We start from the raw sequence: 24,389 nt of genomic DNA, 5'->3' as shown, positions 1-24,389 counted from the left end.
TCTTCTATCTCATTCATAACAATACGGCCCTCAACGAAGAAATTAATCATCTTACGTCGAGGGCCGTATTTTATTCCTAAAAGACGATTCATCAAATAGAACAAAAGAATGTGACCAGGAACGGTACACTGAAATCCGTCACAAAACCATGGAATATGGAAACTACCACAAACTGCTGCCCTGAGCAACGAGTAATGATAGGCAATGTAGTATCCATAGTAGTAGCCCCTCCAGCCGATATAGGGGCCAGATTACCAAACCAACGCACCAGCAGAGGAGCGCAAAGTAAAGTAATAATCTCACGCATAATGTTGGAAAGCAGAGCAATGGTACCCAGCTCCGGTCCCTTATACTGCGTAATAAAAATACTGGAAAGAGAATAATATCCGAACCCTGCTCCCACAGCCATACAATCAGAAGCACTGCGATGAGGAAGCATTAAGCTTACCAGAGCTGCGGCAGAAACAGTGCCCAATATAGTAGCTACCGGAAGAAAGACTAGACGTGGATTTAGCGAACGAAAATTCTTCAATGTCTGCGGATCATGTCCCACACTCAATCCTACACTAAACATCAGGGCGCATAAAGCATAGAAACTGATATTACTTTTACTTATATCAAAAGGAATCAGATGAAAAAGGCCACACAATGTGCCCAGAATAAAAAAGCCAATAATAATCAAACTTCCTTTCATGCCTTTTCTCCTTTCTTTTTATACAGTAAGTACCATAATCCCCAGGCCAGAATACAGCTGCCCAGCACACAAGCTAATGTAATCACAAAAGCCTCTACCCCCAAAGTGGCAAGTCCCTCTACAATCTGTCGATTACCTCCGACCTCTATTCCCAGCAGAAACAACAATGCCCAAATTAACAAGGTAATGACTTTACCAATCCACGAAAACTCCTGACGGCGAAGGAGAAATCCTATCAACATCCCCCCTAGCATAACTCCAATAACTGTAAACATGTGTTCTTATCTGAATTTTGCGGCAAAAATAGCGAAATATTCCAAATAAAAAAGGACTACTGCTCACGCGGTAATCCTTTTTTATTTAGTTAGTAATTTAATTTTGAGAGAATTGAAACTTCACAGCCTCGTTGTTGTTTTAAGTTTTAATAAGCACTAACTATTTATATAAAAGCAAATGAAAATGTTCTATCTATTACTGTTTTCTTCCAGTCTGGGCTTGGAAGATGTTTCCCGAATCAGCGTCTTCACCGAATCACCTTCATAGGCAACCTGCGGATTTGCCTGACGGTTCTCAAACTGATCATGCACATATACAATACCGGAGGAACTTCCCTCGTCTGTCGCATGTTTCACTACTCCTCCTAATGTGAAAAGCAGCAACATCATAGCCGCAGCCTTAAACAGAGGCATAAAACGTGAATAAAGCGTCAGCTTTCTGGCTTTTACTACCGGACGTTCAATTTCTGCAAGCACACGCTTGTCAAAATCATCACCCAGTTTCATCTCGGCAGCTTCTTCCTGGTAAGTAAACAAAGAACGATAGCGGCGCAAATGAGCAGGAAGTTCTTTCTGCTGAAAGAAAATCCGAAGAATCTGTTCTTCCTCTACTGAGGTTTCACAGTTCCAATAGCGTTCCAAAAGTTGTTCAATGTACTTATAGTCCATAATCGTTAATCTCACTGTATTTTAATTTGATGCGTTGTCGGGCTCTGAAAAGATTTACTTTCACTTGCTCTTCCGTAATCCCCAACACATCAGCAATTTCCTTATAACTCTTACCTTCAATATCCCTAAGCTGAACAATGGTCCGTTGCTTTTCCGGAAGTTCATTCACCAGCCTGTGTACCAACTGGAACTGTTCGTTCCGTTCAAACTGGCTTTCGGGAGTCTGTGCATCCGGCATTTCCTGCGTTTCCGGTGTCAAGGTCAGATTCTGGGCCTCTTTTTTCTGACTTCGGTCAATAGCTAAATTCCGAACTACTGTCAGACAATAGGCTTCTATGGATTCCAACTCTCCCCACTCGTCGCGCTTGTTCCACACCTTAATCAGTGCATCCTGAACAATATCTTCCGCCTCTGCCCGGTTGAACGTAATACGCAAGGCCAACCTGAAAAGCTTATCTTTCAGCGGCAGAATATTGTCACGAAAACTGATCTCTTGCATGGCTCTCTATACTAATGACGGGTGAGTTTCATAAAAGTTACACCCACCCGCCAATTTTTTTTGAATTATTTTCTGATAATTGTTCCGGAATCTTTGTGAATTGCTGATGCTAAGGTTATTACGACCTGCGATACTCCGGCATCCAAGGCTGAAAAAGAATTTTCCAGTTTAGGAATCATACCACCTTGCACGATTCCTTCCTCCACATATTGCTTGAACAAATCGGGAGTCAGCACCGGAATTACGCTGTCGTCATCGTTTTCATCGCGTAGCACCCCTTTCTTTTCAAAGCAGTACACCAATGTCACATCAAAATACTCGGCCAAAGCCTTTGCAGTTTCTCCGGCAATGGTATCGGCATTCGTATTCAGAAGATTTCCATTCCCGTCATGCGTCAATGGTGCCATCACTGGTACAATCTGACGATGAATCAGGTCAGCCAGGGCCTTTCCGTCTACTTTCTCTACATCTCCTACGTAACCGTAATCGATGTCTTTCACCGGACGTTTCACCGAACGAATTACATTCATATCTGCTCCTGTCAAACCTACGGCATTCACACCTTTTGCCTGCAAGCCGGCCACAATATTCTTGTTGACAAGTCCGCCGTAAACCATCGTTACCACCTTCAAGGTTTCTGCATCGGTAATACGACGTCCATTTACCATCTGGCTTTCAATTCCCAACTGTGAAGCAATACGAGTGGCAGAGCGGCCTCCTCCATGCACCAGCACCTTATAGCCAGACAGAGATGAAAAATCATCGAGCAACTGATTCAATGTATCAGGTTCCTCTACGATTTTTCCTCCTACTTTTATAACTGTCAGTTTTTCTTTCATAATTCTGCTTTCTTAAATTACTCCAGATAAGTATATCCATACAATCCGGAACGATAATTTGCCAGGAATTCCTTTCCTTCCTCCAGCGAGATACGTCCTTCTTTCACAGACTTCGTCACCCAGGTTTCCAGGGTACGTACCAGTTTCTTCGGGTTATACTGCACGTAGTCGAGTACTTCGGCCACGGTTTCTCCATCAATCACCTGGTCAATGCTGTAACCTTTCTCATCCACACTAACATGTACGGCATTGGTATCGCCAAACAAGTTGTGCATATCTCCCAGAATTTCCTGGTAAGCTCCCACCAGGAACACACCGATATAATACGATTCCTTTGCCTTGATGGTATGTACAGGCAAGTCGTGTGCCACGTTACGGCTGGTCACGAAGTTGGCAATCTTCCCATCCGAGTCGCAAGTAATATCCTGCAAAGTAGCCGTACGGTCAGGACGTTCATCCAGACGCTGAATCGGCATGATGGGGAAAATCTGGTCAATCGCCCAGGAATCCGGCAACGACTGGAACAGAGAGAAATTACAGAAATATTTATCAGCCAACAGCTTGTCCAAATTGCGGAATTCATCCGGTGCGTGTTTCAAGCCCGATGCAATCTGGTTAATCTCACGTGTAACCGACCAGTACATACGTTCAATCTGTGCACGCGTCTTCAAATCGACAATACCGTGGCTGAACAAGTCCAACGATTCTTCACGAATCTGCTGGGCATCATGCCATGCTTCCAGCATACGGCTCTGATTCAGGTTATCCCAAATCTGATAAAGTTCCTGCACGAGTTCATGATCGTCTGCACTCACCTCAAAGTCTTCGTCCATAGAAGGCAGTGAAGCCGTTTCCAGCACCTCAAAAATCAACACCGAATGATGGGCAGTCAGTGAACGGCCACTTTCTGTAATAATATTCGGATGCGGAATATTATTTTTGTTGCTGGCATCCACCATGATGGATATAGAGTCGTTCACATATTCCTGGATGGAATAGTTCACGCTACTTTCACTATTAGCAGAGCGGGTACCGTCGTAATCCACTCCCAGTCCTCCACCTATATCTACGAATTCTACCGGGAAGCCTAGCTGATGCAACTGCACATAGAACTGAGAAGCCTCGCGCAATGCAGTCTTGATACGACGTATCTTTGTCACCTGACTACCTATGTGGAAATGAATCAGCTTCAGGCAATCTTGCATTTCTTTCTTTTCCAGAAAATCAAGAGCCTCGAGCAACTCACTGGAAGTCAATCCGAACTTGCTGGCATCCCCTCCACTTTCTTCCCACTTTCCGCTACCGGAAGAAGCTAATTTGATACGAATACCAATATTCGGACGTACATTCAGCTGCTTGGCCATCTTGGCAATCAATCGAAGCTCGTTCAACTTTTCTACCACCAGGAAAATACGTTTACCCATTTTCTGCGCCAGCAAAGCCAGTTCAATATAGCTTTCATCCTTATAGCCGTTGCAGATAATCAGTGAATCTGAATCCGTATTAATGGCAATTACAGCATGAAGTTCCGGTTTTGAACCGGCCTCCAGTCCTAAATTAAATTTCTTTCCATGACTGATAATTTCCTCCACTACCGGTCTCATCTGATTTACCTTAATCGGGTAAATAATGAAGTTTTGAGCCTGATAGCCATATTCTTCAGAAGCTTGTGTAAAGCAATTGGAGATTTTCTCAATCCGGTTGTCCAGAATATCCGGAAAACGTACCAGCATAGGAGCAGTTACGTCCCTCAACTGCAACTCGTCTACCAGTTCCTTCAAATCGACGGCTACTCCGTCTTTTCGTGGAGTTACTACCACATGACCTTTGTCATTGATACTAAAGTATGAAACGCCCCACCCCGTGATGTTGTAGAGCTCTTCAGAGTCTTCAATACGCCATTTTCTCATTTCACTACATAAAGTCTAGATTTATACTTCTTTAATTTATCAATTCATTCAAGCGGCTTACCGCTCTGTCAATCTGTGCATAACTTTCAAGTTCTTCTGCGTTGAAACGCCATTTGGCCTTAGAATAATAAGGAAGTCTTTTTTCCAACGCAGAAGTAATGACCTGCATTAGCTCTTCGTCCGTTTTATTCGCCAACAGCGGACGCTTGGCCTTTGCTATTTTTAAACGACGGAACAGTACTTCCGGACATACATCCAGAAATACTGTTTCGCCTGTATGATTCATATAGTCCATGTTATCGAAAAAGCAAGGAGTGCCTCCTCCGCATGCAATCAATACATTTTCAAATTCTCCCGCCTCGTGCAGCATCTTCTGCTCCAGCAAGCGGAAGCCTTCTTCTCCCCTTTCCGCAAACAAGTCGGAAATGGATTTATGCATGCGTTCCTCGATGTACCAGTCGAGGTCGACAAACTGTAGTCCGGTAGCCGCACTGTAAGCCTTGCCCAGTGTGGTTTTTCCCGAACCCATATAGCCAATCAGGAAAACTCTTTTCATTTCTTTGCCTTCGCCTTTGCTCCTTTCGCCTTGCGCATCTCGGCTTTCTGAGCCTGCAATTCAATCACCTTGAAGCAAGCATCCAAGTTCAAGTCTGCCGGATTCACGTTTTCAGGAATCTTATAATTTTTCTTCTGGTAAGCAATGTAAGGTCCGTAACGACCATTCAGAATCTGCATATCGGGATTCTCAGGGAACTGCTTGATAATTTTCTGTGCTTCTTTTTCTTTCTTCTCGGACAACATCTGTACGGCTTCTTCAAAAGTTACAGCCATCGGATCCATCTCCTTCGGAATAGACACATACTCATTACCATGACGCACATAGGGACCAAAACGACCAACTCCTACTGAAACAGCATTTCCATCGAGTTCACCCAACACACGCGGTAACTTAAACAAATCAAGTGCCTCTTCCAGTGTAATTGTCTCCAGTGAATGCTCCTTATTCAGCTGAGCAAATTTAGGCTTCTCTTCATCGTCAGAAGAGCCAATCTGTACCACTGGTCCAAAACGTCCGATTTTCACCGATACGGGCTTACCGCTCTTCGGATCAGTTCCCAGCATACGCTCACCTACTTTATGTTCAGTCTTCGTAGCCAATGTAGTTTCTACCAGCGGGTGGAAGTTCTCATAGAACACCTCCATCAAATCAGTCCACTTCTTTTCCCCTTCGGCCACTTCGTCGAATTCCTTTTCTACGCTGGCCGTAAAGTTATAGTCCATAATTTTCGGGAAATACTGCATCAGGAAGTCGTTAACCACACAACCTACATCGGTAGGAATCAGTTTGGATTTCTCACTTCCGCTCATTTCCGTCTGTACAGTTTCCTTTATATCTTTTCCCGTCAGTTTCAACAATGAATACTCACGTTTCACTCCTTCCTTGTTACCTTTCTCTACATATCCTCTTTGCTGAATAGTGGAAATCGTAGGAGCGTATGTAGACGGACGGCCAATACCCAGTTCCTCCAGCTTACGCACCAGACTAGCTTCTGTATAACGTGCCGGAGCCTGACTGAAACGCTGTACAGCAGCAATTTCTTCACGCTGCAGAACCTCTCCAACCTCCATTTTAGGAAGCCCGGTGGCATCTTCCTGTTCCACATCCTCATCAAATGACTCCTTGTAGACCTTCAAAAAGCCATCGAATGTGACTACTTCGCCCACAGCCTGGAATTCATCTTCACAGCCACTAACCGAAATGGTTGCTGTCGTCTTTTCCAATTCTGCATCGGCCATCTGTGAAGCCAGCGTGCGTTTCCATATCAATTCATACAAACGTACCTCCTGTGAACTTCCTTCAATAGATTCATTTGACATATATGTCGGGCGAATTGCCTCATGCGCTTCCTGAGCTCCTTTGGTTTTTGTGGCATACTGACGTGTATGTACATAGCGCTCACCCATCAGAGAAAGAATGGTATCCCGGCTTGTAGACAAGGCCAGTTCAGAAAGATTTACCGAGTCGGTACGCATGTAAGTAATCAATCCGCTTTCGTACAGACGCTGCGCAATCATCATGGTCTGTGCCACGGTATACCCAAGCTTACGGGCAGCTTCCTGCTGGAGTGTGGAAGTGGTAAAAGGAGGTGCCGGCGACTTTTTAACCGGTCGTGTAGTAATATCTTTTATTTTAAAGGTAGCATCCTTGCATTTCTCAAGGAAACGCTGTGCCTCTTCTTTTGTTTTGAATCGTTTCCCGAGCGTAGCACGAACCACCGCCCCTTCTGCGTCCTTAAATATAGCAACTACTTTATAAGAAGCTTCACAAGTAAACGCATTGATTTCACGTTCGCGCTCTACAATCAGACGTACGGCAACCGACTGTACTCGTCCAGCCGAAAGAGCTGGCTTGATTTTACGCCAAAGCACCGGTGAAAGTTCAAATCCCACGATGCGGTCGAGTACACGACGAGCCTGCTGGGCATTGACCAAATCAATGTTGATATGACGCGGATGCTCTATAGCCTTCAATATAGCCGTCTTCGTAATTTCATGGAATACAATCCGTCGTGTCTTTTCAGGATCCAGATTTAATACCTCAAACAAGTGCCAGGAAATAGCTTCTCCTTCACGGTCCTCATCGGATGCGAGCCACACCATGTCGGCCTTGGCAGCTTCTTCTTTTAACTCTGCCACCAGTTTTTTCTTATCTTCCGGTATTTCATAAATCGGATTGAAATGATCTTTTATATCAATACTGAACGCTTTTTGCTTCAAGTCACGGATATGACCATAACTTGACAATACTTTATAACCCTCCCCCAAAAACTTTTCAATCGTCTTAGCTTTTGCCGGAGACTCCACTATGACCAGGTTATTTTGCATGATATTCTGTATTCCGTTTTTATATAATTCCGTGACAAATGTAGAAAAAAAATTATAACATACACGATAAACAAACTGAAAATAACTTACTTTGCAGGGGAATATACTTTATAACTACCTTAATTATGAACAATAAAAGTATCAACAGCAACAAACAATTCATGATAGGAAACGGAATACTGGCCTTCGGGGTATTCTTTATCGTATGCCTTTTCTTGTATCTGGGCTTTCGCAACCAGTCTAAGAGTAATGACAAGGAAAAAGCATTTGCCGGAATTTATACGGTAGAAATAGCTGACTCCTTTACCGGAGACAGTCTTTCGGTATATATCAATGACAGTCTACTATTTAATTCAAGCATCGGAAATACTGCCATCAAATTTCAAGTGAAACGCTTTGCGGAAGAAAGCACACTGATGGTGGTAGATAATCACACCGATGAAATTACTCCCTTCAACCTGAATCCAGAGGGTAGCCAGATTGCAGTGGAAAAGAAAAACGGCAAAATTTTTATTCAAGAAACAGCAAATGAGTAAAGGGATAAATTAAATATGCCACGTAGTTTATTGGCAAACCCTTCATTACTTTACTATGTTTCTCAATGCAAAACCCAATGTTTCCCTCACCGGAAACGTATGGTTTTGCATTGAGAGACGTACGTTTCCGAGCAAAGAAATACAAAAAACGCCCCAAGCTGAATAAAAAATTCCTTCTACGTTTCTTACTTTTCTCCTTTTACATTTCAATCATATTTTTAATTCTTTTTATTTTCTGGTCAGAAATCTCTCCTTCTTCAAATTGAAACAAATCAAACAAGGTTTCTTAGAGAAAGTCTATCCGTGTGCGTAAACGAAAAAAATGTTATTAAATCAGCAAAGTTTCGAAAATAACGGATTTTCAATTGGAAATTAGAATAAAAGGCTGTACTTTTGGGTCGAAATCATTTATTTTTAACCTAAATCCACATTTTTAAAGGACAAAAGAAAAGACATGGAACAAGTATTTAGCTATATCATCGGGCTCGGAGCAGCCGTGATGATGCCTATTCTGTTTACCATTCTGGGAGTATGTATCGGAATTAACTTCGGCAAGGCACTGAAAAGCGGTTTGCTGGTCGGAGTCGGATTCGTCGGACTTTCTGTTGTAACAGCTCTTTTGACCAGCAGTTTGGGAGAGCCGTTGAAAAAGGTAACGGAAATCTACGGACTGGAACTGGGTATCTTTGACATGGGATGGCCTGCTGCAGCTTCGGTAGCTTATAACACTTCTGTCGGTGCATTCATCATCCCTGTATGTTTGGGAGTAAACATTGTCATGCTATTGACTAAAACGACCAAAACTGTTAACATCGACTTATGGAACTACTGGCATTTTGCTTTCATTGGAGCAGTAGTTTATTTTGCGACAGAAAATATCTGGTGGGGATTCTTCTCTGCAATTATCTGTTACATCATCACCCTGATTATGGCCGACCTGACTTGCAAGCAGTTCCAGTCATATTACGATAAAATGGACGGTATCTCTATTCCACAGCCCTTCTGTCAGGGATTCGTTCCTTTCGCCCTTGTTATCAATAAAGCCTTGGATATGATTCCGGGATTCGATAAACTGAACATTGATGCAGAAGGCATGAAAAAAAAGTTCGGTATCATGGGAGAACCATTGTTCCTTGGAGTAGTAGTAGGTTGTGGTATCGGTGCTCTGGCCTGCAAGAACAGTCAGGAGCTGGTTGACGGAATTCCAGCTATCCTGGGTCTGGGTATCAAAATGGGAGCAGTAATGGAGCTTATTCCACGTATCACTTCTTTATTTATCGAAGGTTTGCGTCCGATTTCTGATGCAACCCGTGAACTGATTGCCCGCAAGTTTAAAAACAGCGCAAGCCTCAACATCGGTATGAGCCCGGCACTGGTTATTGGTCACCCGACTACACTGGTAGTTTCTTTGCTGCTCATTCCCGTAGCTTTGTTCCTGTCAGTAGTATTACCCAACAACCAGTTCTTACCGTTAGCTTCATTGGCCGGTATGTTCTACTTGTTCCCTGCCGTACTACCTATTACAAAAGGTAACGTACTGAAAACCTTCCTGATTGGTTTGGTTGCACTGATTGTAGGTCTGTATTTCGTAACAGACTTGGCTCCATTCTTTACACAAGCTGCGCAGGATGTGTTTGTCAGAACAAACGATCCGGCCGTACAGATTCCGGAAGGATTCCAGGGAGGTGCACTTGACTTTGCCTCCAGTATCTTCTCATGGGTGATATTCCATGCGGTCTACAACTTCAAGATTGTGGGTTCAAGCATACTGGTTATCCTCACACTGGCAATGGCTATCTACAACCGTCGCCGCATTATCAAGGAAGCAAAACACATTGAAGAATAAAAACCAATAAATAAACAAACGCTTATGAAAAAATTAGCTATGGCTATGATGCTGGGCGTAGCAGCTCTTTCTGCTAATGCTCAGGTTAACTACCGGATGCAGACTGCATGCAATCCGCAAGACGTAAAGACATACGACACACAGAGACTGCGCAGCAGCTTTATGATGGAGAAAGTGTTGGTAGCTGATGAGATCAACGTAACTTACTCTATGTACGATCGTTTCATCTTTGGTGGTGCAATGCCGGTAAATAAAGAATTATCACTGGACACTATCGATCCGCTGAAAGCTCCTTACTTCTTGTTTAACCGTGAATTAGGTGTCATCAACATCGGTGGCGACGGTATCGTAACTGTAGACGGAAAGGAATATGAGTTGAAATTCAAGGAAGCTCTCTACGTAGGACGTGGCAACCAGAAAGTAACTTTCAAGAGCAAGGATGCCAGCAAACCGGCTAAGTTCTACATCAACTCTGCCATTGCGCACAAGGAATACAAGACTCAGTGGATTACCATCGACGGACGTAAAGGTTCTTTGAAAGCTAACTCAATGGCTGCCGGAAAGATGGAAGAAAGTAACGACCGTGTCATCAACCAGCTGATTGTAAAGAACGTACTGCAGGAAGGTCCTTGCCAGTTGCAGATGGGTCTGACAGAACTGAAGCCAGGAAGCGTATGGAACACCATGCCTGCTCACACTCACAGCCGTCGTATCGAAGCTTATTTCTATTTCAATGTGCCTGAAGGCAACATGATTTGCCACCTGATGGGAGAACCGCAGGAAGAACGCCTGGTATGGCTTGCCAACGAACAAGCTATCATGTCACCGGAATGGTCTATCCACGCTGCAGCCGGAACAAGCAACTACATGTTCATCTGGGGTATGGCAGGTGAGAACCTTGACTACGGAGACATGGACAAAATTAAATACACTGAAATGAAATAACACATACTTCCCTATCGGGGGTATATCCTAATACACAAATTCCACAGACTTACACAGAATTTCTTAAACCAAGAATCTGCCAAGTATGTGGAATTTGTCATTTCATTGTGGTTGTAAACACACCTGACCAATTAATGCAGGTTTTTCGCCAATATTTACAGGCTTTTCGCTTGTAAGAAAATTATCTTTGTGCCAAAACAAACTAATCTAATATCATATATGAGTACAACCAAAACATCGAGCGAAACAATGAGCAACTACCGATGGATTATTTGCTCTATGCTCTTTTTCGCCACAGCGGTCAATTATCTAGACCGCCAAGTTCTGTCACTTACGTGGAAAGACTTTATTGCACCGGAGTTCCACTGGACAGACACACACTACGGAACTATTACTGCTATCTTTTCAATTGTCTACGCCATTGCCAACCTTTTTGCCGGACGATTTGTAGACTGGCTGGGAAGTAAAAAGGGATATCTCTGGGCCATTGCCATCTGGTCGCTCGGCGCCTGCTTGCACGCACTTTGCGGATGGGCTACAGAAATGAGTCTGGGACTTAAGGATGTCAATGAAATGATTGCAGCTTCAGGTGCACTTACTTCTACCATTGCCATCACCAGCGTGTACTATTTCATTGCAGCACGCATCGTGCTGGCCGTAGGTGAATCGGGCAACTTTCCCGCAGCCATTAAAGTCACCGCTGAATACTTCCCCAAAAAAGACCGTGCCTTTGCGACATCTATCTTTAATGCCGGATCTACCATCGGTGCCCTCATAGCCCCTGTCAGTATTCCCCCACTTGCCAGCTATTTCAAAAGTATTGGTGTAGGTAACGGATGGGAAATGGCTTTTATCGTAATTGGTGCACTGGGATTTATCTGGATGGGACTCTGGATGTTCATGTACAAAAAGCCACAAGAAAACCCACAGGTAAATGCTGCCGAGCTTGCCTATATCCAGCAGGATAAAAAGAATGAGGAAGCAGACGTTCACACAGAAGACGAGCCCAAAATCTCCCTCTGGCAATGTTTCAAGTTCCGTCAGACCTGGGCCATTATCTTTGGAAAATTCCTGACAGACGGAGTCTGGTGGTTCTTCCTTTTCTGGACCCCTGCCTATATCTCCGACGTATATGGATTCTCTTCAGACAGCGCAACAGCTCAGTTGCTGATATTCGTATTGTATGCCATTACCATGCTTTCCATTTACGGAGGGAAATTGCCTACTATCATTATCAACAAAACAGGAAAGAATCCATACGCAGCCCGCATGCAGGCTATGCTGATATTTGCCGTATTCCCGCTATTCGCACTTTTTGCACAACCTTTGGGAAATTTTTCTTATTGGTTCCCCATCATCATTATCGGTATCGCAGGTGCCGCTCATCAATCCTGGTCGGCCAACATTTACTCTGTAGGAAGTGACATGTTCCCAAAGAGTGCCGTAGCTACCATCATCGGCATTGGAGGAATGGCAGGCGGTGTAGGAGCATTCCTCATCAATATGTGCTCAGGAATCTTGTTTGACTATGCGGCAGAAACCCAAATGGTATTCTTAGGCTTTGAAGGAAAAGAAGCCGGATACTTCATCATTTTCTGTATCTGTGCCGTAGCCTACCTCATAGCATGGTGTGTAATGAAAGCCCTTGTGCCTAAATATAAATTGATTAAGGTATAAATACACAATATTCCAGCTATTTGAAGAATTATCGAGGGATATGTAAGTACCAAACCTTACATTTGCCTCGATAATTTTTTTATAGTTACTGGTATTTATGAGAAAACACATTTTTGTTTTTTATCTCCTGCTTATCACCCAATTGCTTCATGCACAGAATGTCATTGATTTGGCTGGAGAATGGTCTTTTCAGATTGACAAAGAAAATAAAGGAATTGACGAGAAATGGTACGCCCATCCTCTTAACGACAAAATCAACCTGCCCGGTTCTATGCCGGAAAAACTGAAAGGAGAACGCCCTTCATTGCAAACCCAATGGACAGGATCACTTTACGACAGTTCTTTCTATTATAACCCGGAACTGGAAATGTTCCGACGCACAGGGAATGTAAAGTTTCCCTTCTTCCTTACTCCTGAGCGACGTTATGTAGGAGCTGCCTGGTATAAACGGGAAATACACATACCTTCGTCTTGGAAAGGCAAACGCGTGATGCTGTTTCTGGAACGTCCACATATTGAAACAACAGTCTGGATAAACAACCAGCGTATAGGTTCGCAAAACAGCCTGAGTACACCTCATGAGTATGATATTACTGCAGCCGTCCGTCCCGGAACATCAACACTTACTCTACGCATCGACAATCACGACAACTGTGCCAAAGTAGGTCAAAACTCCCATAGCATCACAGACCACACGCAAGGAAATTGGAACGGTGTGGTAGGTCGCATGTATCTCTATGTTCTTCCTGAAATATCCTTTAAAGACATTCAGGTATTTCCGGAGCCCGACAAACAACAGGCCCGTGTACGTATGGTCATACAAGGCCATAAAAGTCCTGTAAAACTTTCCTTGAAGGCCGAAAGTTTTAACAGTGGCATTCCTCATCATGTACCGGAAATCACACAAGCCTTCTCCAAAAACGACTTAAAGGATACCCTTGAGATGGTCTTGCCCATGGGAAAAGATGTACAATTATGGGACGAATTCCATCCGACACTCTATAAATTGACAGCCACGCTTACACAAGCAAATCAGAGTGACACACGAGAAGTAGAATTTGGTATGCGTACATTCACAATCCAGGGACGCTGGTTTTATGTAAATGGAAGAAAAACCATGCTGCGAGGTACCGTAGAGAATTGTGACTTCCCGCTGACTGGCTATCCTCCAATGGATGTAGAAAGCTGGGAGCGTGTATTCCGTATCTGTCGGAAATATGGCCTCAATCACATGCGGTTTCACTCTTATTGTCCGCCGGAAGCAGCCTTTAAAGCGGCCGACCGCGTAGGATTTTATCTGCAACCAGAGGGACCAAGCTGGCCAAATCATGACGTCCGTCTGGGACAAGGCCAGTACATTGACCAATACCTGCTGGAAGAAACTATCCGTATGACGCAAAGATACGGGAACTACGCCTCTTTCTGCATGCTGGCCTGCGGAAATGAACCCTCAGGAAACTGGGTTCCATGGGTTTCTCGCTTTGTGGATTATTGGAAAGCCAAAGATTCACGCCGGGTATATACCGGTGCTTCCGTAGGTGGAGGATGGGCATGGCAACCTAAAAGTCAGTACCACGTAAAAGCTGGAGTAAGAGGATTGAACTGGAAAAGCAAGCGTCCGGAAACAATGACTGATTTCCGGGAATATCTTGACACGGTTAAACAACCGTTTGTTTCACACGAAACCGGACAATGGTGTGTATTCCCCAATTTCAATGAAATCAAAAAATATACGGGAGTCAACAAAGCAGGCAACTTTGAAATATTCCAACACCTTCTGCACACGCACGGCATGGAAGGCAAAGGGCAAGATTTCATGATGGCTTCAGGAAAATTACAGGCACTATGCTATAAACATGAAATCGAGCGTACCCTGCGTACCCCAGACTATGCAGGATTCCAGTTGCTGGCTCTGAATGACTATTCCGGACAAGGTACGGCATTAGTAGGTATTCTGGATGTCTTCTTTGAAGAAAAAGGTTATATAAGTGCCGAAGAATGGCGCCGGTTTTGTGCGCCGACTGTCCCGCTCTTGCGTACAGAAAAGTTCGTATATACCACTAACGAAACGTTTCATGCCAATATAGAGATCGCTCATTTCGGAGCAGAACCGCTTCAGGCAGCAAAAGTAAGCTACCGCATAACTGATGCATACGGAAAAGTCTATTCACACGGTGTCATCGGTCAGACGGATATTCCAATCGGTAACCTGAATCATATCGGACAGGTTGATTTTCCGTTGAAAGATATTCCATCGGCTATGAAACTTAATATAGAGGTACAAGTGGAAGGAACAGACGCAGTTAATGACTGGGATTTCTGGGTATATCCTGAAAGCGTGGACTTCGCATCTGATGAAACCATATATCAGACAGACACACTAGACAACAAAGCACGTGAAATACTGGAAAAGGGAGGAAAAGTGCTTATCAAGGCAGGAAAGAAAGTAACATATGGCAAAGAAGTCGTACAGTACTTTACCCCAGTATTCTGGAACACTTCCTGGTTCAAGATGCGCCCACCCCATACGACCGGTATCCTGCTTAACCCTCACCATCCTCTTTTCCGGGAGTTCCCGACCGAATATCATAGCAACCTGCAATGGTGGGAATTATTGAACCGTGCACCAGTCATGCAATTTTCTGATTTCGGGAAAGACTTCCAGCCACTTATCCAAAGTATTGATACGTGGTTTATCAGTCGCAAAATCGGAGTGTTATTCGAAGCCAATGTATTAAATGGCAAACTGATTATGACCACATTGGATTTGGATAGTGCACCGGAAAAACGAATAGTAGCCCGGCAATTAAAGAAATCAATACTTGATTACATGAATTCGGATAATTTCCATCCTGAACAAAGAGTGGAAATTCAGCAGGTTCAAGAGTTATTTACAAAGGTCGCAGGTTCACCGATGTTGTACACGAAAGACTCTCCAGACGAATTAAAACCTAAAATAAAATAAGAGATACAGAAAAGCCACAGAATATTTTACTCTGTGGCTTTTCTTATTTCCTAACTGCCTATTTCTTCAATTCCGGATAACTGATGCGAGTATGATACATCGTTTTCAGTTTTTCCTTAAACACGGCTTTCACGGTAGCAATGTCCTTAAACGTAATCGGACATTCCTTGAAGTACCCGTCCTGTACCTGACTGTCGATAATCTTTTCCACCAAAGCAGAGATGCTTTCTTCTGTGTACTCAGCCAGACTTCGTGAAGCTGCTTCTACCGAGTCTGCCATCATCAGAATGGCCTGTTCCTTTGTAAAAGGATTGGGCCCTGGATAACGGAAGGCTTCCTTGTCTACTTCTTCTCCGGGATGTTCGTTCTGATATGAAATATAGAAATACTTAGTCAAACCTTTTCCGTGATGAGTACAGATAAAATCTTTTATTACCTGTGGAAGATCGTGCTTGTCGGCCAGTCTCATGCCATCGGTCACGTGACTGATTACAATCTGTGCGCTCTGCTTGTAGCTCAACTGGTCATGAGGATTCACACCCGACTGATTTTCGGTAAAGAAAGCCGGATTCAGCATCTTCCCGATGTCGTGATACATAGCTCCCGTACGTACCAGCTGGCTATTGGCTCCAATACGGTTAGCAGCAGCTGCTGTCAGATTGGCTAACTGAAGAGAATGCTGGAACGTGCCAGGTGCTACTTCCGACATCTCACGCATCAATTTATTATTGATATTGGATAACTCTACCAATGTAACATTAGAGGTAAATCCGAACATCTTTTCCAGGATAAACAGCAAAGGATAAGTAAACAGCAACAACAGACCGTTAATGATAAAATTGACATACATATGCGTACTCAATTGTGCCACATCACTGACATGTATCAAATCAAGTGCAAGATACATCAGTGCATATGCACAAGCTACAACTAACGCACTACGCAGCAATTGCGAACGTTGGGAAAGTTCCCGCAGACTATAGATACCGGCCATACCAGCGGCTGTTTGCAACAATATAAATTCGTGCGGTGTGCGTAGACAAATCGAACAAAGCAGAATCGTTATGATATGAGCTACAAACGCCGTTCGTGAATCCAGAAAGATACGAATAATCAAAGGTATCATAGCAAACGGCACAATGTAAACACTCATAAATGCATGTTCCACCATGACAGAAGATAGTACCGGAAAAGCTACAATAATGACAAAAAGTAGTGCCAGCGTCCGACGCTTTTCATAATAGTCATTTCGGAACAATTCCAGATAAATCATGAAACAGCCTATCAGCAAAGCTACAAAAAGCGTTTGCCCCAGCAAGGTAAGACGCTTCTCTGCCACTGTCTCACTACGTTTGTTCCACTCTTTCTCCAATGATTTCAGAATATTATACGTATGACTGTCGATAATCTCTCCACGGTCAATGATTTTCTGTCCGTTCATCACAAATCCATTCGCCCAAGAAAGATCAGAAAGCAAATCCTGCTTTGCAGCCTCTGACTTGGAAGCATCATACGAAAGGTTAGGTGCAATGTATTCATTCAGATTACACCGTTGCAATAACAAGCGCTGATAATGTACTGTATCTGAATAAATCAATGTTTCGTATGCCGTTTTAAAGCTATAAAGACTGTTTACCTCCACCTGGTTTGCCGTATTTTTGTCTACCAACTGGATGGAACATACACTATCTTTACGCAACTTTTCCCAATCATTGGGTGCAAAGACTCCTTTCTCATACACTACTTTCAGTAACCGCTCAATATGATGCTGATATGCTGGAGCAGGGATAATACGGTGCAGACTATCAGTATACGCCTTCTTGAACTGCTGAATCATTCGGTCGGCTACCGTCTTATCCATTTGATAATACGGACTATACAAACGCATGATACTGTCTTGCTCCCGCTGCACTTCGGCATCATCTTTGTAAATCGGGAAATCGAACGAAGCTTGAAGCAGTCCGTACTTCCAAGGTTTATTAATGTCAAATTGATAATTAAAACGTCCCTCCCGTGGCAAGAAATACACAATTACACACACTGTTACCACGAAAATGGCCAGTTTATATAACAGTCCTTTATAAGAAAACTGTTTCTCAGTTTGTAAACTTTTCATGTTAAAAAGATATTTTGCGTGCAAAATAAGAAAAAAACGGGAAAATTAGATTAATTTTGCGGCGTATTTTTAGATAAAAACCACAATGTCAGAAAGAAAAGTAAGAGTCCGTTTTGCACCAAGTCCCACAGGTGCATTGCATATCGGCGGCGTACGTACCGCTTTGTACAATTATCTGTTTGCTCGTCAGCATGGCGGGGAACTGATTTTCCGTATTGAAGATACTGACTCACACCGTTTCGTTCCGGGTGCTGAGGAATACATTATCGAGTCATTCAAATGGTTAGGCATCCAGTTTGACGAAGGTGTCAGCTTTGGAGGAAACTATGGTCCGTACCGCCAGTCGGAGCGCCGTGACATTTACAAGAAATATGTACAGGTGTTGCTCGATAACGGAAAGGCTTACATCGCTTTTGATACACCGGAAGAACTGGAAGCTAAACGTCAGGAAATTCCGAATTTCCAGTATGACGCTTCTACACGTACTTCCATGCGCAACTCTTTGACTCTACCGAAAGAAGAAGTGGACAAACTGATTGCAGAAGGCAAACAATATGTAGTTCGTTTCAAGATTGAGCCGAACGAAGACGTACATGTACACGACCTGATTCGTGGAGAGGTAGTTATCAACTCTTCTATCCTCGATGATAAAGTGTTATATAAATCAGCTGATGAGCTGCCTACTTACCATTTGGCTAACATCGTTGACGACCACCTGATGGAAGTATCACATGTAATTCGTGGAGAAGAATGGCTGCCTTCAGCTCCGCTACACGTATTGCTGTACCGTGCTTTCGGCTGGGAAGATACGATGCCGGAATTCGCTCACCTGCCATTGCTGTTGAAACCGGACGGAAACGGTAAACTGAGCAAGCGCGACGGTGACCGTTTGGGATTCCCTGTATTCCCATTGGAATGGCATGACCCGAAAACAGGAGAAGTTTCTTCCGGATACCGTGAATCAGGCTATCTACCGGAAGCAGTTATCAACTTCCTGGCTTTGCTAGGATGGAATCCGGGTAATGACCAGGAAATCATGTCAATGGATGAACTCATCAAATTGTTCGACCTGCATCGTTGCAGCAAAGCTGGTGCTAAATTCGACTATGAAAAGGGAAAATGGTTCAACCATGAATATATCCTGATGAAGAGTGACGAAGAAATCGCACAGTTGTTTATGCCGATTCTGAAGGAACATGGCATCGAAGCTCCGATGGATAAGGTGGTTACCGTAGTCGGACTGATGAAAGGCCGTGTAAGCTTTATCAAGGAATTGTGGGATACCTGCAAGTTCTTCTTCGTTGCTCCAACAGAATATGATGAAAAGACAGTGAAAAAACGCTGGAAAGAAGATTCAGCTGAACGCATGACCGAACTGGCTGCACTGCTGGAATCATTGGACGATTTCTCACTGGCTCACCAGGAAGAAGTAGTCATGAAATGGATTGAAGATAAAGGCTACCACTTGGGTAACATCATGAATGCTTTCCGACTGACACTGGTAGGAGAAGGCAAAGGTCCTCACATGTTTGACATCTCGGCTGTATTAGGAAAAGAAGAAACAGTGGCTCGTATGCGCCGTGCAGTAGAGGTTCTCAAATAAGCTAAGACATGATTTATAATCTTATCATCGCTCTTTATACAAGTGCAGTCAGACTGGCTGCACTTTTTAATAAGAAAGTGACCCTGATGGTCAAAGGAGAAAAGGAATCTTTTGACATTCTGGAAAAACAGATTATCCGCGGAGAAAAATACCTGTGGTTTCACGCAGCTTCTTTAGGGGAATTTGAACAAGGACGCCCGCTGATAGAAGAAATTCGGAAAACCTATCCGCAGTACAAGATTCTCCAGACTTTCTTCTCGCCTTCCGGATACGAAGTACGGAAGAACTATAAAGGAGCAGACATTGTCTGCTATCTTCCGCTGGACACGCCGGGCAACGTAAAGCGTTTTCTGGATCTGGCCCAGCCTTATATGGCCTTCTTCATCAAGTATGAATTCTGGCAGAACTATTTGAACGAGCTTCAACGACGAAATATTCCGGTTTACAGTGTTTCTTCCATTTTCCGGAAAGAACAGATTTTCTTCCGCTGGTATGGTAAAAGTTACCGAAAGGTGCTGAACACATTTACTCATCTGTTCGTGCAGGATGAAGCGTCTGTACAATTACTTCGCACCATCGGTATTACTAACACCACTGTAGTAGGTGATACACGTTTTGACCGGGTATTGGAAATCTGCCGTCAGACTAAAGAACTTCCATTGGTAGAGAAATTCAAAGGAAACCATACTGCTTTTGTAGCCGGCAGTTCCTGGGGACCGGACGAGGATATTTTCATTCCTTATCTCAATGCGCATCCGGAAGTAAAGCTGATCATTGCGCCACACGTGATTGATGAAAGCCATTTGAAGGAAATCATCGGCAAGCTGAACCGTACCGTAGTGCGTTACACGCAGGCTACGGAAGAAAAGGTGAAAGAAGCCGATTGCCTGCTGATTGACTGTTTCGGTTTGTTATCTTCCATTTATCGCTATGGAGAAATTGCCTATATCGGAGGTGGATTCGGCGTAGGTATCCACAATGTACTGGAAGCTGCTGTATATGGTATGCCGGTCATTTTCGGTCCGAACAACAAACGGTTCCGTGAAGCTCAGGGCTTGCTTCAATGCAAGGGTGGCTTTGAAATACAAGGAGCGGAGGACTTCAAAAAGATTATGGACAACTTCCTGAATAACTATGAAGCCTTGGACAAGGCTGGGAAAAAAGCCGGAAACTATGTACGAGACAATGCCGGTGCCTTGGAAAAGATTATGCATACAGTGACTTTATAAGTCGCAGAATCATACAATAAAACGGAGCTGAAGCAAAGAGAATCTATCCCTCTTACTTCAGCTCCGTTTTTCATTATTATCTTCTATTGTTTATCCCTGAGACTTCATCCGTTCTTTTTTATAGTGCTCAAATAGTTCAGATAAAGTTTCCATCGGAATATGCAGCAGATACATTTCCTTGAATACATCGGGTAATACTTGCTGGAGGAAAGCAGCCTTCCGAAGTTCAATAATCTTCTGAGCAGCTCCAGTTGACACAAAATATCCCAAACCCCGCTTATTGTAAATAATACCCTGAGTCTGCAGATAATCATACGTACGAACTACCGTATTCGCATTTACCTCCACTATTCCTGCATATTCTCGTACCGACAGGATACGTCCTTCTTCTTCATACACTTCCTGAAGAATCTCATCCATGATACGGTCGGCTATCTGCAAATAAATCGGTTTATTCTCTTTAAAAGTCATAGGCGCCACAGTTTTCGTTTAACAACTTCTGAACGAGTAAACAACCGATAAGACAGCCACCAGTTGAACACAGTAAACAGAAGAAAGACAACTGAAATAATGGTTAACAATCCATTTACAGTTTGTGGAGTGTCTTGATAGTGTTCCTGCATCCAATCTGAAAAGCGAGTTAAAAAACCTCCTTCTGCCAGATTCGCAAATAAGATTCCTCCTAAAATAGTTACAACCAAACAAGCCCCTATTGTTTTCAGGAAAGGATGTTTGTACCAAAAGCTTCCTCCCAAAATGAAAAGTGAATGATTCCATAAGCAGAATATCCATACAAGTAGCTGCATCAGCCACCAGGAATAGACCGGTTCTCCTGTTGCATCTACCGAAGCATGAGCCCATCTCAGGGAGAATACTTCCACTAACATCGGCTGGCTATACACAGCCGGTAAATCAAACACAGGCAACAACAGATAATGGGTAAGTTCCAAAGCCAGCAAGGCAACCAGAATCATCAATACAGTGCCTATTGTCACAAACAAGGCACGAGAGAAGAACTTCTCTAATTTCGTAGCCGGAAGTAATAAATAAGAAATACGTTTTTCCTTATTATCCATGCATCTCATGATGCGGGAAGCATAATATATCATTGCCACACTAACCACCATACCAATTATCCCCAACATATTGCCGCAAAATCGCTCAAAAGAATAGACTTCAGGATAACCTTCTTCCGTCCAGCGTTCTGCCGACCATAAAAAGCCCAACATCGGGAAAAAGCAGGCTGCAAAAATACCCAGCAAACCATAAAGGTTACTTTTCCAGTTCTCTATCAAATCGCGTCGCATGATATGCTGTACGCGTGTCATACTAAAAGTTGTCTCCATCATGTCGTGTCATTTATTTATCGTTAAAAATAGCTTGTATTTTCTCACGTTTCGTCAGCAGGGCATTGAACAGCAACTCCAGATTCAACGGACTTTCTTCACCCGAAAGGTTAGGCCATATCACACTGTTTCCATGCACGGATGGCTGTACAAAAAGCGCGTCATCCGTCGGTTCATTCATGCCCTGCTCCGCAAACAACAGTTTATCGGTAATATCTACTACCGAACGGTTCAGCAACACCTCATTCCCATTAATCACTACCACCTGGTCCAGCAAACGGTCAATATCCCGTACCTGATGAGTAGATACCACTACCGATTTCTCTTCCGTCATTCCTGAAGCTATTACTTTCCGGAATTGACTTTTAGAAGGAATGTCCAATCCGTTGGTAGGTTCATCCATCAGAAGCAAGGAGGTATTGGCTGCCAGCGCAAAACACATATAAGCCTTTTTCTTCTGCCCCATGGACAACTCTCCCAAATGAATGTCCTCATTCAAATCAAAATCGGCCAGACATGTCCGCAACAACTCCTGGCTGAAACGGGGATAAAACGGTGCATTCACTTTCACAAACTGTTTCAGACTCAAATTAGGTAAAGTAAATTCTTCTGGAACCAAATACATATCCTCCAAGGTTACCGGTAGACGCTTTTGGACATCTACCCCTTTCATCCATACAAAACCACTTTGTGGACGTAACAAACCACTCATCAAATAAAGTAAAGTAGATTTTCCGGTTCCATTTTTTCCCAAGAGACCAATTACCTTTCCAGCCTCCATTTTCAATGAGAAATCTTGAAAAACGGAAGCTTTCTTTCCATAACTGAAGGTTACCCCTTCGATTTTTATCATAGACGTGTTCATGTTGTAAATAAATTATATTAGTGTATTAGCTTATTAGTACACTGCAAATGTAATTCTTTTTCTTTAATCTGCAAGCATCAACAAAACTTTTAACAGATAAAATGAATTATCTCCAATAGTTTTAATTCTTAGAATTACAGGAATAGAAGTTATCAGCCCGATGGTTCAGATTCATGTTCCCCGAAACAAGTTCCTTTCCAGAGACATTTCCGCCCGTTCTGAGCGTATCCGGAGCTTCCGATGAAGAATGACTCTCCTTTTCGGAGAAAATGTCTCCTACCGCATTTCTGAAAGCCGTCCGGGTGAGCGGTAAAGAAGCAAAGGATAGCAAGGGGAAAAAGCAAGGAAAGAAAGAAACCGTCAGCAAAAAACGGAAGCGGCCTGCCGCGGAAGGAGCGGAAACGGACGCAGGCACAGACGCACGGACAGTACGGACACAAAAAAACCCTGAAGTATCTCTACCTCAGGGTCTCTGTTAAGACGGCGACTACCTACTCTCCCACTTGCGCAGTACCATCGGCGTGACGAAGCTTAACTTCTCTGTTCGGAATGGGAAGAGGTGGAACCTTCGTGCAATAGTCACCTGAATATCATTTATGTATTCATGACTCACAAGCAAGCAATTTCAGCACTTCTTTCATGCTAAACGTATATATCATCCTTCCGATGAATTTTCCATCCGCTCCGCGCGGATAAGGAAAGCTGACGGGCAATTAGTAATGCTCGGCTTTGCTGTCTCCAGCTTTACACCTGCATCCTATCAACGTTGTCGTCTTCAACGACCCTGAGAAATCTAATCTTGTGGCCGGCTTCGCACTTAGATGCTTTCAGCGCTTATCCGATCCCGACTTAGATACCCGGCGATGCGCCTGGCGGCACAACCGGTAAACCAGAGGTCGGTCCAACACGGTCCTCTCGTACTAGTGTCAGAGCCACGCAAATTTCATACGCCCACGATAGATAGAGACCGAACTGTCTCACGACGTTCTGAACCCAGCTCGCGTGCCACTTTAATGGGCGAACAGCCCAACCCTTGGGACCTTCTCCAGCCCCAGGATGTGACGAGCCGACATCGAGGTGCCAAACCACTCCGTCGATATGAGCTCTTGGGAGGGATCAGCCTGTTATCCCCGGAGTACCTTTTATCCTTTGAGCGATGTCCCTTCCATACGGAAACACCGGATCACTATGCTCTAGTTTCCTACCTGCTCGACTTGTCTGTCTCCCAGTCAAGCGCCCTTCTGCCATTACACTCTGCGGACGGTTACCGATCGTCCTGAGGGCACCTTTAGAAGCCTCCGTTACGCTTTTGGAGGCGACCACCCCAGTCAAACTACCCACCAAGCAATGTCCTTCAACCCGAAGTTAGAACTCAAACAAACGAAGGGTCGTATTTCAACAGCGGCTCCACAAACACTGGCGTGCCTGCTTCAAAGCCTCCGACCTATCCTACACATCGCGTGCCCAAATTCAATGCTAAGCTATCTGA

19 protein-coding genes and 2 rRNA genes are annotated in these 24,389 nt (G+C 43.8%); 7 read left to right on the top strand and 14 right to left on the bottom strand.

Going from position 1 to position 24,389, the window contains the following annotated elements:
* Positions 1-91 precede the first annotated feature (91 nt).
* From BACPLE_RS06475 to topA, 8 genes are all read right to left on the bottom strand, one after another.
* Entirely contained in the window at positions 92-694 is a 603-nt protein-coding gene (locus tag BACPLE_RS06475) for a LysO family transporter (RefSeq protein WP_007560056.1), read from the bottom strand.
* A complete protein-coding gene (locus tag BACPLE_RS06470; RefSeq protein ID WP_007560055.1) occupies positions 691-969 on the bottom strand; it encodes a LysO family transporter in 279 nt (92 codons plus the stop codon). Before BACPLE_RS06470 ends, BACPLE_RS06475 begins: the two co-directional genes overlap by 4 nt.
* Positions 970-1,158: 189 nt before the next feature.
* Positions 1,159-1,638 (bottom strand): hypothetical protein, encoded by a 480-nt coding sequence (locus BACPLE_RS06465; protein WP_007560053.1) that lies wholly within the window; start codon positions 1,636-1,638, stop codon positions 1,159-1,161.
* Positions 1,628-2,137, bottom strand: a complete 510-nt coding sequence (locus BACPLE_RS06460; RefSeq protein ID WP_007560051.1) for an RNA polymerase sigma factor — start codon at positions 2,135-2,137, stop codon at positions 1,628-1,630. Before BACPLE_RS06460 ends, BACPLE_RS06465 begins: the two co-directional genes overlap by 11 nt.
* Positions 2,138-2,202: 65 nt before the next feature.
* Entirely contained in the window at positions 2,203-2,976 is a 774-nt protein-coding gene (gene argB / locus BACPLE_RS06455) for an acetylglutamate kinase (protein ID WP_007560049.1), read from the bottom strand.
* Positions 2,977-2,993: 17 nt separating this feature from the next.
* Positions 2,994-4,886: a biosynthetic arginine decarboxylase gene (gene speA / locus BACPLE_RS06450; RefSeq protein WP_007560048.1), complete on the bottom strand. Its 1,893-nt coding sequence runs from the start codon at positions 4,884-4,886 to the stop codon at positions 2,994-2,996.
* A 31-nt stretch (positions 4,887-4,917) separates the two neighbouring features.
* Positions 4,918-5,442 (bottom strand): shikimate kinase, encoded by a 525-nt coding sequence (locus BACPLE_RS06445; RefSeq protein ID WP_007560045.1) that lies wholly within the window; start codon positions 5,440-5,442, stop codon positions 4,918-4,920.
* Positions 5,439-7,772: a type I DNA topoisomerase gene (gene topA / locus BACPLE_RS06440; protein WP_007560043.1), complete on the bottom strand. Its 2,334-nt coding sequence runs from the start codon at positions 7,770-7,772 to the stop codon at positions 5,439-5,441. Before topA ends, BACPLE_RS06445 begins: the two co-directional genes overlap by 4 nt.
* 125 nt (positions 7,773-7,897) lie before the next feature.
* Here topA and BACPLE_RS06435 point away from each other — a divergent pair, with 125 nt between their 5' ends.
* The 5 genes from BACPLE_RS06435 to BACPLE_RS06415 all read left to right on the top strand — a co-directional run bounded on the left by BACPLE_RS06435 (position 7,898) and on the right by BACPLE_RS06415 (position 15,741).
* Positions 7,898-8,308: a P-loop NTPase family protein gene (locus tag BACPLE_RS06435; RefSeq protein ID WP_007560041.1), complete on the top strand. Its 411-nt coding sequence runs from the start codon at positions 7,898-7,900 to the stop codon at positions 8,306-8,308.
* Between the two features lie 454 nt (positions 8,309-8,762).
* On the top strand, positions 8,763-10,154 hold the full coding sequence (locus tag BACPLE_RS06430) for a PTS galactitol transporter subunit IIC (protein ID WP_007560038.1): 1,392 nt from the start codon (positions 8,763-8,765) through the stop codon (positions 10,152-10,154).
* 24 nt (positions 10,155-10,178) lie between these two features.
* Positions 10,179-11,099 (top strand): 5-dehydro-4-deoxy-D-glucuronate isomerase, encoded by a 921-nt coding sequence (gene kduI, locus BACPLE_RS06425; protein ID WP_007560036.1) that lies wholly within the window; start codon positions 10,179-10,181, stop codon positions 11,097-11,099.
* 219 nt (positions 11,100-11,318) lie between these two features.
* Positions 11,319-12,776, top strand: a complete 1,458-nt coding sequence (locus tag BACPLE_RS06420; protein WP_040312540.1) for an MFS transporter — start codon at positions 11,319-11,321, stop codon at positions 12,774-12,776.
* A gap of 97 nt (positions 12,777-12,873) precedes the next feature.
* On the top strand, positions 12,874-15,741 hold the full coding sequence (locus BACPLE_RS06415; RefSeq protein ID WP_007560033.1) for an exo-beta-1,4-galactosidase: 2,868 nt from the start codon (positions 12,874-12,876) through the stop codon (positions 15,739-15,741).
* A 58-nt stretch (positions 15,742-15,799) separates the two neighbouring features.
* Here the strand turns inward: BACPLE_RS06415 and BACPLE_RS06410 are convergent, their stop codons facing one another.
* Complete coding sequence (locus tag BACPLE_RS06410) at positions 15,800-17,857, bottom strand: HD family phosphohydrolase (RefSeq protein WP_007560030.1); 2,058 nt, start codon at positions 17,855-17,857, stop codon at positions 15,800-15,802.
* 85 nt (positions 17,858-17,942) lie between these two features.
* Between BACPLE_RS06410 and gltX the strand changes: the two genes are divergently transcribed.
* Together gltX and BACPLE_RS06400 are read left to right on the top strand one after the other, a co-directional pair.
* Positions 17,943-19,460: a glutamate--tRNA ligase gene (gene gltX / locus BACPLE_RS06405; RefSeq protein WP_007560028.1), complete on the top strand. Its 1,518-nt coding sequence runs from the start codon at positions 17,943-17,945 to the stop codon at positions 19,458-19,460.
* Positions 19,461-19,468: 8 nt separating this feature from the next.
* A complete protein-coding gene (locus BACPLE_RS06400) occupies positions 19,469-20,689 on the top strand; it encodes a 3-deoxy-D-manno-octulosonic acid transferase (protein WP_007560025.1) in 1,221 nt (406 codons plus the stop codon).
* 90 nt (positions 20,690-20,779) lie between these two features.
* On the opposite strand, the gene BACPLE_RS06395 is transcribed toward BACPLE_RS06400, so the two are convergent.
* From BACPLE_RS06395 to BACPLE_RS19615, 5 genes are all read right to left on the bottom strand, one after another.
* A complete protein-coding gene (locus tag BACPLE_RS06395; protein ID WP_007560023.1) occupies positions 20,780-21,160 on the bottom strand; it encodes a GntR family transcriptional regulator in 381 nt (126 codons plus the stop codon).
* The gene (locus BACPLE_RS06390) at positions 21,157-22,038 is read right to left on the bottom strand and encodes a hypothetical protein (protein ID WP_007560021.1); all 882 of its coding nucleotides are present in this window, start codon (positions 22,036-22,038) and stop codon (positions 21,157-21,159) included. The genes BACPLE_RS06395 and BACPLE_RS06390 overlap by 4 nt, the downstream gene beginning before the upstream one ends.
* A 10-nt stretch (positions 22,039-22,048) precedes the next feature.
* On the bottom strand, positions 22,049-22,888 hold the full coding sequence (locus BACPLE_RS06385) for an ABC transporter ATP-binding protein (protein WP_007560019.1): 840 nt from the start codon (positions 22,886-22,888) through the stop codon (positions 22,049-22,051).
* A gap of 490 nt (positions 22,889-23,378) precedes the next feature.
* Positions 23,379-23,487 (bottom strand): 5S ribosomal RNA (gene rrf / locus BACPLE_RS06375).
* Between the two features lie 106 nt (positions 23,488-23,593).
* Positions 23,594-24,389, bottom strand: a 23S ribosomal RNA gene (locus tag BACPLE_RS19615); the annotation flags it as partial.

Source organism: Phocaeicola plebeius DSM 17135, assembly GCF_000187895.1.
GTDB classification, from domain to species: Bacteria; Bacteroidota; Bacteroidia; order Bacteroidales; family Bacteroidaceae; genus Phocaeicola; species Phocaeicola plebeius.
Note: the sequence above shows the minus strand (reverse complement) of the source record. Positions and strands in the feature narration are given on the sequence as shown.

What these genes read in the sequence shown, in the direction of transcription:
- topA (WP_007560043.1), bottom strand. Translation starts at nt 7,772, where the DNA reads ATGCAAAATAACCTGGTCATAGTGGAGTCTCCGGCAAAAGCTAAGACG.
- argB (WP_007560049.1), bottom strand. Translation starts at nt 2,976, where the DNA reads ATGAAAGAAAAACTGACAGTTATAAAAGTAGGAGGAAAAATCGTAGAG.
- kduI (WP_007560036.1), top strand. Translation starts at nt 10,179, where the DNA reads ATGAAAAAATTAGCTATGGCTATGATGCTGGGCGTAGCAGCTCTTTCT.
- BACPLE_RS06390 (WP_007560021.1), bottom strand. Translation starts at nt 22,038, where the DNA reads ATGATGGAGACAACTTTTAGTATGACACGCGTACAGCATATCATGCGA.
- BACPLE_RS06400 (WP_007560025.1), top strand. Translation starts at nt 19,469, where the DNA reads ATGATTTATAATCTTATCATCGCTCTTTATACAAGTGCAGTCAGACTG.
- BACPLE_RS06460 (WP_007560051.1), bottom strand. Translation starts at nt 2,137, where the DNA reads ATGCAAGAGATCAGTTTTCGTGACAATATTCTGCCGCTGAAAGATAAG.
- BACPLE_RS06420 (WP_040312540.1), top strand. Translation starts at nt 11,319, where the DNA reads ATGAGTACAACCAAAACATCGAGCGAAACAATGAGCAACTACCGATGG.
- BACPLE_RS06430 (WP_007560038.1), top strand. Translation starts at nt 8,763, where the DNA reads ATGGAACAAGTATTTAGCTATATCATCGGGCTCGGAGCAGCCGTGATG.
- gltX (WP_007560028.1), top strand. Translation starts at nt 17,943, where the DNA reads ATGTCAGAAAGAAAAGTAAGAGTCCGTTTTGCACCAAGTCCCACAGGT.
- BACPLE_RS06385 (WP_007560019.1), bottom strand. Translation starts at nt 22,888, where the DNA reads ATGATAAAAATCGAAGGGGTAACCTTCAGTTATGGAAAGAAAGCTTCC.
- BACPLE_RS06445 (WP_007560045.1), bottom strand. Translation starts at nt 5,442, where the DNA reads ATGAAAAGAGTTTTCCTGATTGGCTATATGGGTTCGGGAAAAACCACA.
- BACPLE_RS06475 (WP_007560056.1), bottom strand. Translation starts at nt 694, where the DNA reads ATGAAAGGAAGTTTGATTATTATTGGCTTTTTTATTCTGGGCACATTG.
- BACPLE_RS06415 (WP_007560033.1), top strand. Translation starts at nt 12,874, where the DNA reads ATGAGAAAACACATTTTTGTTTTTTATCTCCTGCTTATCACCCAATTG.
- BACPLE_RS06470 (WP_007560055.1), bottom strand. Translation starts at nt 969, where the DNA reads ATGTTTACAGTTATTGGAGTTATGCTAGGGGGGATGTTGATAGGATTT.
- speA (WP_007560048.1), bottom strand. Translation starts at nt 4,886, where the DNA reads ATGAGAAAATGGCGTATTGAAGACTCTGAAGAGCTCTACAACATCACG.
- BACPLE_RS06395 (WP_007560023.1), bottom strand. Translation starts at nt 21,160, where the DNA reads ATGACTTTTAAAGAGAATAAACCGATTTATTTGCAGATAGCCGACCGT.
- BACPLE_RS06465 (WP_007560053.1), bottom strand. Translation starts at nt 1,638, where the DNA reads ATGGACTATAAGTACATTGAACAACTTTTGGAACGCTATTGGAACTGT.
- BACPLE_RS06410 (WP_007560030.1), bottom strand. Translation starts at nt 17,857, where the DNA reads ATGAAAAGTTTACAAACTGAGAAACAGTTTTCTTATAAAGGACTGTTA.
- BACPLE_RS06435 (WP_007560041.1), top strand. Translation starts at nt 7,898, where the DNA reads ATGAACAATAAAAGTATCAACAGCAACAAACAATTCATGATAGGAAAC.